The 13260-nt window shown below is 62.8% G+C and carries 14 protein-coding genes and 1 tRNA gene; 11 read left to right on the top strand and 4 right to left on the bottom strand.

The genetic code is table 11. The features are described from left to right. Positions 1-8 precede the first annotated feature (8 nt). The 7 genes from DF200_RS00485 (at position 9) to DF200_RS00455 (ending at position 6726) form a co-directional block, all read left to right on the top strand. Positions 9-500, top strand: a complete 492-nt coding sequence (locus DF200_RS00485; RefSeq protein WP_109136345.1) for a preprotein translocase subunit YajC — start codon at positions 9-11, stop codon at positions 498-500. Positions 501-602: 102 nt separating this feature from the next. Next, positions 603-1181, top strand: a complete 579-nt coding sequence (locus DF200_RS00480) for an adenine phosphoribosyltransferase (RefSeq protein WP_109136344.1) — start codon at positions 603-605, stop codon at positions 1179-1181. 56 nt (positions 1182-1237) lie between these two features. Further along, on the top strand, positions 1238-2437 hold the full coding sequence (gene sucC / locus DF200_RS00475; RefSeq protein ID WP_109136343.1) for an ADP-forming succinate--CoA ligase subunit beta: 1200 nt from the start codon (positions 1238-1240) through the stop codon (positions 2435-2437). Then, positions 2434-3357 carry a succinate--CoA ligase subunit alpha gene (sucD, locus tag DF200_RS00470; RefSeq protein ID WP_109136342.1) on the top strand — a complete coding sequence of 308 codons (924 nt, stop codon included), beginning with the start codon at positions 2434-2436 and terminating at the stop codon, positions 3355-3357. Before sucC ends, sucD begins: the two co-directional genes overlap by 4 nt. Then, positions 3354-4760: a cell division protein PerM gene (locus DF200_RS00465; protein WP_109136341.1), complete on the top strand. Its 1407-nt coding sequence runs from the start codon at positions 3354-3356 to the stop codon at positions 4758-4760. Before sucD ends, DF200_RS00465 begins: the two co-directional genes overlap by 4 nt. Beyond that, a complete protein-coding gene (gene purH, locus DF200_RS00460; RefSeq protein ID WP_109136340.1) occupies positions 4760-6400 on the top strand; it encodes a bifunctional phosphoribosylaminoimidazolecarboxamide formyltransferase/IMP cyclohydrolase in 1641 nt (546 codons plus the stop codon). The genes DF200_RS00465 and purH overlap by 1 nt, the downstream gene beginning before the upstream one ends. An 8-nt stretch (positions 6401-6408) precedes the next feature. Continuing rightward, entirely contained in the window at positions 6409-6726 is a 318-nt protein-coding gene (locus DF200_RS00455) for a DUF3017 domain-containing protein (protein ID WP_241520056.1), read from the top strand. Between the two features lie 110 nt (positions 6727-6836). Here the strand turns inward: DF200_RS00455 and DF200_RS00450 are convergent, their stop codons facing one another. Further along, complete coding sequence (locus DF200_RS00450; RefSeq protein ID WP_109136339.1) at positions 6837-7916, bottom strand: MIP/aquaporin family protein; 1080 nt, start codon at positions 7914-7916, stop codon at positions 6837-6839. 240 nt (positions 7917-8156) lie between these two features. Here DF200_RS00450 and DF200_RS00445 point away from each other — a divergent pair, with 240 nt between their 5' ends. The 3 genes from DF200_RS00445 (at position 8157) to DF200_RS00435 (ending at position 11439) form a co-directional block, all read left to right on the top strand. Further along, complete coding sequence (locus DF200_RS00445; protein ID WP_338323266.1) at positions 8157-8909, top strand: pseudouridine synthase; 753 nt, start codon at positions 8157-8159, stop codon at positions 8907-8909. Next, positions 8906-11035 (top strand): bifunctional cytidylate kinase/GTPase Der, encoded by a 2130-nt coding sequence (gene der, locus DF200_RS00440; protein ID WP_109136337.1) that lies wholly within the window; start codon positions 8906-8908, stop codon positions 11033-11035. The genes DF200_RS00445 and der overlap by 4 nt, the downstream gene beginning before the upstream one ends. A 327-nt stretch (positions 11036-11362) precedes the next feature. After that, positions 11363-11439: transfer RNA gene (locus tag DF200_RS00435), tRNA-Pro, on the top strand. Between the two features lie 253 nt (positions 11440-11692). Here DF200_RS00435 and DF200_RS11045 read toward each other — a convergent pair. Genes DF200_RS11045 through DF200_RS00425 form a run of 3 tightly spaced genes read right to left on the bottom strand, consistent with a single transcriptional unit; the run spans position 11693 to position 12985 of the window. Next, a complete protein-coding gene (locus DF200_RS11045) occupies positions 11693-12448 on the bottom strand; it encodes a hypothetical protein (RefSeq protein WP_241520055.1) in 756 nt (251 codons plus the stop codon). Then, positions 12445-12576 carry a hypothetical protein gene (locus DF200_RS11205; RefSeq protein WP_277724765.1) on the bottom strand — a complete coding sequence of 44 codons (132 nt, stop codon included), beginning with the start codon at positions 12574-12576 and terminating at the stop codon, positions 12445-12447. Before DF200_RS11205 ends, DF200_RS11045 begins: the two co-directional genes overlap by 4 nt. Beyond that, positions 12569-12985, bottom strand: coding sequence for a hypothetical protein (locus DF200_RS00425; protein ID WP_109136336.1), 417 nt, complete (start codon positions 12983-12985; stop codon positions 12569-12571). Before DF200_RS00425 ends, DF200_RS11205 begins: the two co-directional genes overlap by 8 nt. Positions 12986-13110: 125 nt before the next feature. Here DF200_RS00425 and DF200_RS10740 point away from each other — a divergent pair, with 125 nt between their 5' ends. Then, positions 13111-13248 (top strand): hypothetical protein, encoded by a 138-nt coding sequence (locus DF200_RS10740; RefSeq protein ID WP_158275732.1) that lies wholly within the window; start codon positions 13111-13113, stop codon positions 13246-13248. Positions 13249-13260: the final 12 nt, after the last annotated feature.

The following is a 13260-nucleotide window of genomic DNA, read 5'->3' as shown; positions in this document are numbered from 1 at the left end:
AAAACATTATGGGTGGTAACAGCAACACCATGATGCTCATCGCCATCATCGTCGTAATCGGTGGCATGATGTGGTACCAGTCCCGCCAGTCCAAGAAGCAGAAGGGCAAGGTCGAGGACTTCCGCTCCAATCTGAAGAAGGGCGATAGCGTGGCCACCTACTCCGGTCTGATCGGCACCATCGAGGAGGTCGATCTGGACATCGATCAGGTGGTCGTCAATTCCGAGGGGTCGCTGAGCCGCTGGCGCATCCAGGCCATCACCGAACCCCCGGTGGTGCCGAACTACGTCTCCGACGAGGAGTTCGAGAAGGAACAGGCCGTAGAAGCCGAATCCAAGGCCGACGAGACGTCCTCCCCGGACGCCGACGCCAAGGCCTCCGAGCAGTCGGGCGAAACCGAGACCGCCGCAGAAGCCGCGGATCAGAATGAAGAGGCCCAGACCGGCGAAGAGTCCGACGCAGGCAAGAACGAGAACAAGACAGACGAGCCGACCAAGTAACCAATCGGCAAAACGCCGCGTATCGGCCGTGGCTAGGCACCGATACGCGGCGTCCGGCATTGTCATCGATGCCGGACGCACATACCATCAGAGGTGGGGCAAATGACATCGGACATCACCATCAAACAGCTGTCGGTCGTCGGACAGGACAATGCGAATTACCTGCTTTCCCTTATTCGCACCATCCCGGGATTCCCCAAAGAGGGCATCAACTTCAGGGATTTCATGCCGGTCCTCGCGGACGCCAAGGGCCTTTCCATCCTCATCGACGCACTCGCCAAAGCACTGCCGGTGTCCGTGGACGATTTCGACGCGATCGCCGGTCTGGAATCCAGGGGCTTCCTGATCGGCGCCCCCCTTGCGGTGCGTCTGGGCAAGGGCTTCGTCGCCATTCGCAAGGCGGGCAAGCTGCCCCCTCCCACGAAACGTATGGAGTACTCCCTCGAATACGGGACCGCGGCGATTGAAATCGAGGACGAGGCCATCAGACCGGGGGAACGCGTTCTCGTCGTCGACGACCTCATCGCCACCGGGGGAACGGCGGTCGCCGCACAGAAGCTCATCGAAGGGCATGGGGCCGTCGTGGCGGGATTCAGCTTCGTGATGGAGCTCACCGGCATCCCGACTCCGGATGCCATCGAACGGTGCAGGCGGTCCTCGCTGCTGACCATGCCCGCCTGAACGGATAAGATTTGTCGTCGTATTCACAATGAAAGGAAACAAGGGGAACAGTTCTGATGGATCTGTATGAACATCAAGCCCGCGAACTGCTCGAAGAGGCCGATATCCCGACTCCTCGCGCAATCTACGCGCAGAATTCTCACGACGTGGCCGAGGCCGCAAAACAAATCGGCTTCCCCTGCGTCATCAAGGCGCAGGTGAAGATCGGCCACCGCGGACAGGCGGGCGGCGTCAAGTTGGCTCATGACCTCGATGAGGCGATTCTTTTCTCCGAACAGCTGTTCCCTATGACCATCCATGGTCATAAGGTCAATGGCGTCCTGGTGGCCGAGGCGAAGAACATCATCCACGAATACTATGTCTCCATCTCCGTCGACCGTACGTCACGCGACTACGATGTGCTGGCGACCGCCAACGGGGGAACGGAGGTCGAGGAGATCGCCAAGGCGCATCCCGAGTCCGTCAAGCGCCTGCATATCGACCCTCTTGAGGATTTCGATTTCGCCGCGGCCAAGCATATGGCCGGGCAGATCGGCTTCTATCATGCAGACGGCGATCAGGCCGCCGAGATTCTGCTGAAGATGTGGCGGGCGTTCCACAACACCGACGCCACGCTTGTGGAGATCAACCCCCTTGCCAAGATAGGCGATCCCGACGATGAATCCTCGAAGTCGCTGTGCGCCCTTGACGCCAAGATCTCCCTCGACGACAACGCCGCATACCGCCATGACGGCTGGAAACGTTTCGCCGACCCCACCGAGGGCGATCCTCTGGAGAACAAGGCCCGTGCCCTCGGCCTGCATTACGTGCACCTCGACGGGCAGGTGGGCATCATCGGCAACGGCGCAGGCCTCGTCATGAGCTCCCTGGACGCGGTCGCCGGTGCTGGCGAAGCCCAGGGAAGCGGTGTGAAGCCGGCGAACTTCCTCGACATCGGCGGCGGCGCCTCTGCGGCGGTCATGGCGGAAAGCCTTGAGATCGTGCTGTCCGACGACAAGGTCCGCTCGGTGTTCATCAATGTATATGGCGGCATCACCTCCTGCGAGGACGTGGCCAACGGCATCCTTGAGGCGATCGCCTCGATGAACAACATCCGCCCCATCGTGGTGCGTTTCGACGGCAACAAGGCGAAGGAGGGTCTGCGGATCCTCGCCGAGGCGGACAACCCGCATATCCAGGTCGCGCAGACCATGGAGGGTGCCGCATCCACGGCGGCGAAGCTGGCGGCCAACGCCATGAAGGGAGAAGCACGATGACGCTATTCATCGAAGACGGCGCTCCGGTCATCGTCCAGGGCATGACGGGCCATCAGGGAATGACGCACACGGCGCGCATGCTCAATGCGGGCACCAACATCGTCGGCGGCGTGAACCCCCGCAAGGCGGGGACCTCGGTACCGTTCAAGCTGTCCGACGGAACCACTGCCGACATCACCGTATACGGGACGTGCCTGGAGGCCAGGGAGGCCACCGGCGCCACGGCAAGCGTGGTGTTCGTTCCGCCGCGTTTCGCCAAATCCGCCGTCGTCGAGGCCATCGAGGCGGGCATCACACTGATCGTCGTCATCACCGAAGGCATACCGGTGGCCGATTCCGCGTATTTCGTTGCCCTCGCCAGGAAGCACGGGGCACGAATCATCGGCCCGAATTGCCCCGGTCTTGTCACGTTTGGCTCCGCGCCTGACAGGAAGGGCGTCAATCTGGGCATCATCCCCGACGGCATCGTTCCCCGGGGACCGCTGGGACTGGTTTCCAAGTCCGGAACCCTGACCTACCAGCTGATGGGAGAACTCGCGGACTTCGGCTTCACCGCGGCGCTCGGGGCAGGAGGGGACCCCATCGTCGGCACCACCCTGCTGGAAGCCGTGCAGGCGTTCAACGACGATGATGCGACCAAGGCCGTCGTCATGATCGGCGAGATCGGTGGCAGCGCCGAACAGGAGGTCGCCGAATGGGCCAAGGACCATATGAAGAAGCCGCTGGTGGCGTATATCGCCGGCTTCACCGCCCCCGAAGGCAAGCAGATGGGCCATGCCGGTGCCATCGTGTCCGGAGGCAAAGGCACGGCGAAGGAGAAGAAGGAGGCCTTGGAGGCCGTCGGCATCCGCGTGGGACGAACCCCGGGGCAGACCGCCGACATCATGCGTGAGATCATGGCGGCGCGCGGCATCCGATGAGTCCCCATCTGAGGAACCTGCGCCGGGGGCTGGGCGCATCGGCCCTGTCCCTGGCGCTATACACCATCGCGTTGATGTGTTTCAACGCCCTGATGCTCCTGATCATCTCAATGGAGGAGGGTGGTCAGGGCCTCACCGATTACACGATGGAAATCACCAAATCGGTCATACTGCTTTCCGAAGGCACCGGCGTCGATTTCCAGACGATTCATCTCACACTCATCCCGCTCGGACTCAGTCTGCTGCTCATCATCCTCGTAAGGGCCGTTTCCTCGCGCTTCGGTTGCTCGCTCATCGGATACTGTTCCGGGGCCGTGCTGTGGGCCGCGTTGCATCTGTGGATGTTGTCCACGCTTTCCGTCACCGTTGTTGGCACGTCGACCGCCGCGGTCCTCAGATCCCTGCTTGTGTTCAGCATAGGATACCTGCTTGCATGGCTGCCCGACACCGAGCTGGCCGACCGCACCGGACTGCGCAACTGGACGTTCGTCAGTCCCGAATGGCGCCGGGCGATCGGAACCGGATTGTTCGTCGGGGCGCTTATGGTCCTTGGCCTGCTGCTCGTCGGGTTGCTCGTCACCGTGGTCTGGTGCGTGGTCAACGCCGGTACGGTGAACGATATGTTCCCACTCGTCGGCATGGACACCGGTTCCGCCGTCATGACCACGATCGCATGCCTCATATGGCTGCCGAACTGTGCGTTATGGGCGCTTTCATGGGTCTGCGGGGGAGGATTCGCTGTGGGGGGGACGGCGACGTTCTCGCTTTGGGCGGATCAGAGTCAGGCGATGCCCCCGGTGCCTGTGTTCGGCATATTCCCCGAAGCGGTGCAGGACGGTCCGATTCGCGTCACGCTCATGCTGCTGCCCTGCCTGATCGCGATGATCGCATCCATATGGCCGATGATGTCACCCGGCAGATTCGACATGCTCGGCATCGGGTCCGGAGGAAGGCTCCTGTCATGGGATACCGTCCGACGGTTCGGTTTCCCCGCCGTGTCCCTCTGCATATCCTGCATCGTCATCAGCCTGGTGGTACCGGTGATGTTCCTGTTGTCGAACGGATCCCTGGGACGGGAGCGGCTCGCCCATGTGGGAGTGGCCGTGGCCTCGTCCACGCAGGCCGTCGTTCGTCCGTCCGCCATCGGATTCCTCGCCGCATGGCTTCTGACGGCGGTCATCTCGTGCCTGCGCTTCGCGGTCCTGCAGCTGCGCAGGAACGGCAAGGACGACGGAGTCACTGACCGCGATGGGGCGGCGGACGCCAGGCCGCGCCGCATGGCATCGGGCGAATCCTCCCGCCGGGAGTCGCAGGAATCCGGCGGTGCCTCTACAGTAAAACCAAGAACTTCCCGTAGCATCGCTTCGGAAAGCCATCATCCGACAACCAAGGAGGACAGGTAATGTCAAGCACCACACGACCCATTAAGCGTGCACTGGTGTCAGTGTTCCACAAGGAGGGCATCGAGGTTCTGGCCAAGGCGTTCGTCGAGGCCGGAACCGAGGTCGTGTCCACCGGCTCCACCGCGGTGAAGCTTGCGGAGCTGGGAGTGGACGTCACCCCCGTGGAAAAGGTCACCGGATTCCCCGAGAGCCTTGACGGACGTGTGAAGACGCTTGACCCGCACATTCACGCCGGCATTCTCGCCGACATGACGAACCCGGAGCACGAGGCCCAGCTCAAGGAGCTGGGCATCAAGCCGTTCGACCTTGTCGTCGTCAATCTCTATCCGTTTGCCGACACCGTCCGTTCCGGGGCGAACGAGGCCGACACCATCGAGAAGATCGACATCGGCGGCCCCTCCATGGTCCGTGGCGCGGCAAAGAACAGCGCCACGGTCGCCGTCGTCACCGATCCCACGGACTACGTCCTCGTCGCGCGGCGCATCGAGAACGGCACCGGTTTCACGCTGGAGGAGCGACGTTATCTTGCGGCCAAGGCCTTCGCGCATACCGCCGCCTATGACGCCACCATCATCGAATGGGCCCGTCGCCAGTGGCCGAAGCCGGAGAGTTTCTCCGCCGACGTCGCGGATTCGGCGGAGAACGAGGACGCGAACATCGATGAGAAGCTCTTCCCCGTGACGTTCACGGAGACCTGGGACCGTACACATGTGCTTCGCTACGGCGAGAACCCGCACCAGCAGGCGGCCCTGTATCTCGATCCGCTGAACCAGCACGGCTTCGCCCATGCCGAACAGCTCGGCGGCAAGCCGATGAGCTACAACAACTATGTCGATGCGGACGCCGCGTGGCGCGCCGTCTGGGATTTCGCACCCGAAATCGCCGTCGCCGTGGTCAAGCACAACAACCCGTGCGGCCTTGCCATCGGCGCCACTGTGGCCGAAGCGCACAAGAAGGCCCATGCCTGCGATCCGATGAGCGCCTACGGCGGCGTCATCGCCGCGAACTCCACCGTGACGCTGGAGATGGCGCAGAACGTCCGTCCCATCTTCACCGAGGTCATCGTCGCCCCCGACTATGAGCCCGAGGCGCTCGAACTGCTACAGACCAAGAAGAAGAACCTGCGCATCCTCAAGGTCAGCGAGCCGCCGCGCAGCAAGCGTCAGATCCGCCAGATCGACGGAGGCCTGCTCGTGCAGTCCACCGACCTCATCAACGCCGTGGGCGACGATCCGAACGCATGGAAGCTGGTCTCCGGGGAGCCTGCCGATGCCGCCACGCTCAAGGACCTCGTGTTCGCATGGCGTGCCATCCGCTGCGTGAAGTCCAACGCCATCCTGGTCGCCCATGACGAGGCCACGGTCGGCATTGGCATGGGGCAGGTCAATCGAGTGGACTCCTGCCACCTCGCCGTCGACCGCGCGAACACGCTGGCCGACGGAGCGAACCGCACCAATGGGGCCGTGGCCGCATCCGACGCGTTCTTCCCGTTCGCCGATGGCGCCGAGATTCTCATCAACGCCGGCGTCAAGGCCATCGTGCAGCCCGGCGGGTCCATCCGTGACGAGGAAGTGTTCGAGGCGGCCCGCAAGGCCGATGTGACCATGTACGTCACCGGCACCCGTCATTTCTTCCACTGATCGGACGCATGTCGATGCGTGTACGGAAACGCGTCAGGCCGCAGGAGCCGAAACCGCCGCATGTCTCGGAGGCGCATGAAGGCAAGCCCGTATATGAATGGGGCGTCGCCGCATGTGTGGGATTGTCGGCGGTTTTGGCCGTCTGCGGCCAGATATTCTGGGCGACGTCGGTCCTGGCCGCCGCCGCCATCGTCTCCGCCGCGGTCCGGTTGGTGCTGCGCGAGAAAAGCCCGTGGAAGGTTCGTTCCATAGGGTTCGACTGTTTCTTCGGCTTTGCGCTCGGCATCGGCCTGCTGGCCACATATGCGAGCATCATGCTGCTGTAGTTTTGTCTCGACGTTCTCGTTGCGACGGGAAGAAACGCAAACGAGGGGGGTCGGTTAAATAAATCAGGATGAAATACCCGACCCCCCCCTCGTTGTTTCCCTGAGTCCGTCTATCGTTTGTCCGATGTCGGTTCGGCGTCGGAGGCTTCCGAAACGCCGTCTTCGGTCGAAGAGGGCTCGTTGACGGTATCGTCATCGGTCGGTGCCGCGGCGTCCTCCGGCTGTCGTTCTTCGGAAGAACGCTGCTCCTGATCGGATTCGATTCCGGTGTTGTCATCGTTCTTGTCATCGAGGTCAACGGTCTGCAATCCGCCTGTGGTGTCTTGCGTACCGGATTCCGCGATGGATTCCGTATCGGATTCCGTGGTCGCATTCCCGGCTTTCCCGATCATCGCACGGTTCAATGCGGGGAACGCAAGGGACGCCAACGCCACGATGGCTCCGGCCAGCAGCGGACATGCCCAGAACAGCCACAGCTGGCTGAACGGGTCGACCGTCAGATTCTGGCCATGGGCGAACAGGGCGATGCCGGTGGAACGAACGGGGTTGAGCCCCGCACCCGTGATCGGATAGGCGACCGCGGTGGCCGCCCCGTAGGAGATCGCCACGGCAGATGTATGGGAATGCATGGGGGATCCGTCGTCGCGAAGCGTGACGAACGTGGCGGCCACCACCAGAAGCGACATCGCGACCTCCACGATCAGGGCGGTATTGAAGCCGAACGTCACGCCGGCCTGGCTCAGGACGCTGTTCGACGGGGATCCCTCGCCGTATCCGTTGACCGCCGGTCCCAGCCAGATCGACAGCGCGACGTTCTTGGCGGTGGGCAGCATGTTCACTGCGAGGAAGCCTGCCGCCGTCGCGCCCAGGAGCTGGGCCACAAGATAGAGGATGCCGTCAAGCCAGGAGGTCTTCGACGTCAGCACCGCGGCCAGCGTGACCGCGGGGTTGAAGTGCCCTCCGGAGAATCTCGCGAACACCACGGTGACGGCCGCATACGCCAGCCCCGCGACGAAGGCGAAGAACAGCGCGTTGGCACCGTAGATGATCATGCCGTACGAGCCGGCCGCGTAGATCGCGAAGCAGACGAGGAAGGTGCCCGCGAACTCGGCGAGCGTGCGGATGACCGGGGACGGGCTCAACGCATACGGATGGCATGTCCGTTCCGGAATCGTTTGTGTCTCTGACATTATCGTCCTTCTGATTGGTTCTTGCAGTAGTTGGTCCTTGCAAACGTCTCACATAGTACCAGTCGTTCAGGCGTCCGGTTAGAATAACAACGTTATGATTCGCTGGGAATCCTCAGAGAGCGCAGCGGTCATATTCCAATTGAATATCAATCACCATCAATCGATACAGTCAACGATCAGTTGAGTACTAGTTATATGAAAGGCCACGTTGGGAGAACGATGCCAGAGCAGCATTCAACCATGAACACAGAAGACAACACCGCCTCCGAGGGAATCCGTCTGCAGAAGATACTTGCGCAGGCCGGTTACGGCTCACGCCGCAAGTGCGAGGAGATCATCACCGAAGGACGTGTCGAGGTCGACGGGGAGCTGGTGACCACGTTGGGCACCCGCGTCGATCCGAAGAGCCAGAAGATCCTGGTCGACGGTTCACGCGTCCACATCAACGACCATCACGTGACGCTTGCGCTGAACAAGCCCAAGCGTGTGCTGTCCACCATGAGCGATCCGAAGGGGCGCTGGACGCTCCGCGACATCATCGGCGACAAATACGAGCGCGTGTTCCACATGGGCCGTCTGGATTACGATTCGGAGGGCCTCATCCTCATGACAGACGACGGCGAACTGTCGCAGCACGTCATGCATCCCAAGTACGAGGTGGCGAAGACGTACATCGCCACGGTGGAGGGTCGTCTCGGCGGCAACGTGTGCCGTCGTCTCGTACGGACCGGCGTCAAGCTGGACGACGGCTGGGTGAAGCTCGACAAATGCTCGATCCTTGACCAGAACCGTGAATATACGATGGTGCGCGTGGTCCTGCATTCCGGCCGCAACCGCATCGTCCGCCGCATCTTCGGCTCCATCGGGTTCCCCGTGAAGCGTCTTGTGCGCACGCAGATTGGACCGATCAAGCTGGGCGAGCTCAAGCCGGGCTCATACCGTGTGCTGTCCCCGGTCGAGGTGAAGTCGCTGGAGAAGGAGGTCGGACTGTGATCCGAGTCGCCATTGACGGTCCCGCCGGCGTCGGCAAGTCGTCGACGTCGAAGGCCCTGGCCACGTATTTCGGTTTCGCCTATCTCGACACCGGCGCGATGTACCGCGCTGCCACATGGTGGTGCCTCAACCAGGGGATCGATCTCGATGCGGAGCAACCCGACGCCGACCGCATCGTCGACACCGTCGGACGGTTCTTCACCGAGGATCATTTCGACATCTCCGTCGATCCTGAGCATCCCGACGTGACGTCGGACGGTGAAAGCATCGGCGAGGCCATCCGTTCCCGCGAGGTCTCGTCGCATGTGTCCGTCGTGTCGTCCATCATGCCGGTGAGGAATCTGCTCATAGCCGCCCAGCGTGCCTACATCGCGCGCGAGGCGGACGGGAATTCGTTCTCTCGCGGGGCGGGAATCGTCGCGGAGGGACGTGACACCACCACCGTCGTGGAACCGGATGCCGAGGTGCGTATTCTGCTCACCGCCCGCGAGGACGTGCGTCAGGCGCGACGCACCGGCCAGAGCAACACCTCGCAGGTGGGCGCAGACAACGTGGCCGCCCGCGACAAGGCCGATTCCAAGGTGACGAGCTTCATGTCGGCGGCCGAGGGCGTAACTACGGTCGACAATTCCGATATGGACTTCTCCGAGACCCTCGACGTGCTGATCCGCATGGTCGAGGACGCCATGGAAACACAGGCCTACGAACAGTATGCGGCCAACCTCACCGAGTACGATCTCGACGCCGAGGACAAGCGTCTCGTGGACGGCGCCTTCGATACGCCGCAGAATGAATCGCAATCCAGGGCCGTTGGCGTGCTGGCCGTGGTGGGCCGGCCCAACGTGGGCAAATCCACGCTGGTGAACCGCATCCTCGGCCGACGCGCCGCCGTCGTCGAGGACACGCCGGGTGTCACCCGTGACCGTGTGAGCTATGACGCCGAATGGGCGGGAACCGATTTCAAGCTGGTCGACACCGGTGGATGGGAAGCCGATGTGGAAGGCATCGAGTCGTCCATCGCCAACCAGGCCGAGATAGCCGTGCAGCTCGCTGACGCCGTGGTGCTTGTGGTGGACGGTACGGTGGGGCTCACCGCCAGCGACGAACGCATCGTGAAGATGCTGCGTCAGTCCGGCAAGCCCGTCACGCTCGCCGTGAACAAGATCGACTCGCAGGCCGACGAATATCAGGCGGCCGAATTCTGGAAGCTCGGACTCGGCGAACCGTTCTCCATCTCCGCCATGCATGGCCGCGGCATCGGCGACCTGCTGGACGAGTCGTTGGACAAGCTCAGGAAGGCGGAGAAGACATCCGGTCTGCTTACGCCGACCGATCTGCGACGTATCGCCTTGGTGGGCCGGCCCAACGTGGGGAAGTCGTCGCTGCTGAACCAGATGGCGGGGGAGACCCGTGCCGTGGTCAACGATCTGGCCGGCACGACGCGCGACCCCGTGGACGAGGTGGTGACCATCGACGGGGAGGACTGGCTGTTCATCGATACGGCCGGCATCAAACGCCGTCTGCACAAGCTGTCCGGCGCCGAATACTATTCCTCTTTGCGCACTCAGGCTGCATTGGAGCGTTCGGAGCTGGCACTGGTCCTGTTCGACGTGTCCCAGCCCATCGCCGACCAGGATCTCAAGGTCATGAGTCAGGCGGTGGATGCTGGACGTGCCATCGTGCTGGTGTTCAACAAGTGGGATCTGCTTGACGATTTCGGCCGCCAGCGCATCGAACGTCTGTGGGCCACGGAGTTCAACCGGGTCACATGGGCCCAGCGAGTGAACCTCTCCGCGAAGACCGGCTGGCACACCAACCGTCTTGCGGGCGCGATGCGGTCCGCTCTGGCGTCCTGGGACAAGCGCATTCCCACCGGCAAGCTCAACGCCTTCCTCGGCCAGATCCAGGCGGCGCATCCGCATCCGTTGCGTGGCGGCAAACAGCCGCGTATCCTGTTCGCCACCCAGGCGTCGAATCGTCCACCGCGGTTCGTTATCTTCGCCACCGGGTTCCTTGAGCACGGCTACCGTCGTTTCATCGAACGCAGTCTGCGGGAGGAGTTCGGTTTCGAGGGAACACCGATCCAGATTTCGGTGAACATCCGAGAGAAGAAGCGGCGCAAGTAGGCGTCGCCCGTACGGCCTCCGGCTTGGAGGCGGGTTGATTGCCGCGGTGGCCGGTATCATGTTGATGCCGGCCACCGCTGTATGCGTCATATCCGGGCTGCTCCATATGATGAGTTCAGGAATGGTCCCCGGCATCGAAATCAAACGATCGAAAAGATACCTTCTGGGCGATTCCATTGTGGCCGGTGATGCGCCGTGGTGGTGTCATCGCTGCCGTTGCCGTCATGCCAGATGCGGCGGCGTCAGATAAGACACGCCGTAGAGCGTATTAATTTTGACAGGACTGGCTTAGATAGGTATATTATCTACTCGTTGCGCAAGCGACATCGGACCATAGCGCAGCTTGGTAGCGCACTTGACTGGGGGTCAAGGGGTCGCGGGTTCAAATCCCGCTGGTCCGACCAGAAAGCCCGGAATTTCAACGATTCCGGGCTTTTTCGTTATCGTCCGAACCCCCTCTTTTGGCCCTCCAGACACGATTCAGACACGATTTTCGGACACGACCAGACACGACGACCACGCGACACGCCTCAAATCAAGCCATTTTCAAGCGGTCGCCCGGCGACTTTCCCGGCTCTTCCAAGGCGACTTTTCACAACTTCTCCATAAAACGGCCCCGCTCTCCTATGATGGAGGACGGGGCCGTTTTCTTGTTTTTCACCGTGCCCGGTCACGTAGCAATGGCACGATGTCGCGCAGTGTGACATACCCGTGTGGGTCGGGCGTGAGGCGTTTTTGGTGGATCCATGTGCGGATGGTCGCGGCGGGCAGTCGTATGCCGGCCTTCGCGCATTGGTCGCTCAGCTGCTTGGGCGTACCCTTCCTGTCCGACTTGGCGAGCCGGTCGAGCAGCCGGTCGGGCACGTAGGTGCGGTTCACCTCGGCGCCGCAGGAGCGGCATGCGCCCATGTGGGCGCGTGGTTCGCCCCAGACGACGCCGTTCGTGCAGAACGGGCATGCGCCGAACGCCACCCGCGTCTGTGGCGGATCCACGGCGCGGTTGACCTTGCCGGCCATGTCAACGACGTCGCGCCACCATAAGCGGGCGTCCGGCGCGGCGAGCAGCGGCCGGTCGTCTTTGAGGATGCCGCGTGCGAGCTCCGGTATGCCGGCGGTGCGTCGGACTGCGGGCGGGCAGCCGCATTGCAGCGCCGCGAGCCGCACCAGCTGCTCCGCCCGGCAGTGCAGTTCCCACGCCTGCTCGTGCAGCAGCAACGGCGCGTGCGCCGACCTGCCGCGTATGCCGGTGTGGTCGTTTTCGCCGGTGCCGGCCTGCCGGTTGGCGATCAGCAGCAGCGCGGGCGTGTCCACCATGATCGAGGCGAGCGCTTCACGGAACCGTCTGGCGCAGGGAGCGCACACGTTGAGCTCTCCCGTATGGTTGCCGTCCCTGTTCGCACAGTACCGGGTCATGGTCGTGCCGCCTTCACGCCGTGATGCTGGTGGAGCTGCTGCCGGTCGTCGGTGTTCCAGCCGCATGAGCACCACCAGCGGAATCCCATGCCGGAGTATTCGGTGATGATCCGGTGTTGTTCACGCATGGTCGGCCTCCATCTTGTCGGCGTAGCGGACATGTTCCTGCATGAGGCCCAGCGACGTGTAGTCGTGGCCGCACGAGCAGATGAACACCGTGCCCTGTTTGGCGGTGTCCACGAGACGGTGCGTCATCGACGGTCGCGCGGGCCGGGGCGACTGGTATACGGCTACGGGCATGAGGGTGGCTTTCTCTTCTAGATGGGCGAGGAACTGTTGGGGGCTGCGGGTCTTGTAGCCGCAGGTGCATTCGCGCGTGGTGCCGGCCGCGGTGCCGAACCCGCTGACGGCCGCCGGCTGGCGCAGGAACTGGATGGCGGCCGGGTACGCGCGGCGTAGCCGGTGGTGCGTGGTCTCGGGAATATGGACGGCGCGGGAGTGGGGTCGGGTGTGGCGTTTGGGGTGGATGATGCTCATAATGGTCGTCTCCAGAGTTCGGTGAACAGTCGGACGTCCTCGTCCGACAAATGGATGCCGGGATCCCAGCGCGGGGCCGGTTGCCGTCTGACTGGTGTGAATGGTTTGAGGCTGATGGGCGTGCGGTGGCATTCATGGACGGCGAGGTATTGGCCGTCCGGGCTGATCTCCTCACCGGCGTCATCGGCGTCGCCCAAGCCGTCTACACGCTCGTCAACCAAGCGTTCAGCGGCAAGCTGAGCAAGGATCATGTCGCGGATTGATCGTTTTGCTGC

Origin of the sequence: Bifidobacterium catulorum (assembly GCF_003129925.1) — a bacterium.
Classification (GTDB): domain Bacteria; phylum Actinomycetota; class Actinomycetes; order Actinomycetales; family Bifidobacteriaceae; genus Galliscardovia; species Galliscardovia catulorum.
Note: the sequence above shows the minus strand (reverse complement) of the source record. Positions and strands in the feature narration are given on the sequence as shown.

Bases quoted from the DNA above. Each gene is read 5' to 3' on its own strand.
- DF200_RS00485 (WP_109136345.1), top strand. From the start codon at position 9: ATGGGTGGTAACAGCAACACCATGATGCTCATCGCCATCATCGTCGTA.
- DF200_RS00480 (WP_109136344.1), top strand. From the start codon at position 603: ATGACATCGGACATCACCATCAAACAGCTGTCGGTCGTCGGACAGGAC.
- sucC (WP_109136343.1), top strand. From the start codon at position 1,238: ATGGATCTGTATGAACATCAAGCCCGCGAACTGCTCGAAGAGGCCGAT.
- sucD (WP_109136342.1), top strand. From the start codon at position 2,434: ATGACGCTATTCATCGAAGACGGCGCTCCGGTCATCGTCCAGGGCATG.
- DF200_RS00465 (WP_109136341.1), top strand. From the start codon at position 3,354: ATGAGTCCCCATCTGAGGAACCTGCGCCGGGGGCTGGGCGCATCGGCC.
- purH (WP_109136340.1), top strand. From the start codon at position 4,760: ATGTCAAGCACCACACGACCCATTAAGCGTGCACTGGTGTCAGTGTTC.
- DF200_RS00455 (WP_241520056.1), top strand. From the start codon at position 6,409: ATGTCGATGCGTGTACGGAAACGCGTCAGGCCGCAGGAGCCGAAACCG.
- DF200_RS00450 (WP_109136339.1), bottom strand. From the start codon at position 7,916: ATGTCAGAGACACAAACGATTCCGGAACGGACATGCCATCCGTATGCG.
- DF200_RS00445 (WP_338323266.1), top strand. From the start codon at position 8,157: ATGAACACAGAAGACAACACCGCCTCCGAGGGAATCCGTCTGCAGAAG.
- DF200_RS11045 (WP_241520055.1), bottom strand. From the start codon at position 12,448: ATGACCCGGTACTGTGCGAACAGGGACGGCAACCATACGGGAGAGCTC.
- DF200_RS11205 (WP_277724765.1), bottom strand. From the start codon at position 12,576: ATGCGTGAACAACACCGGATCATCACCGAATACTCCGGCATGGGATTC.
- DF200_RS00425 (WP_109136336.1), bottom strand. From the start codon at position 12,985: ATGAGCATCATCCACCCCAAACGCCACACCCGACCCCACTCCCGCGCC.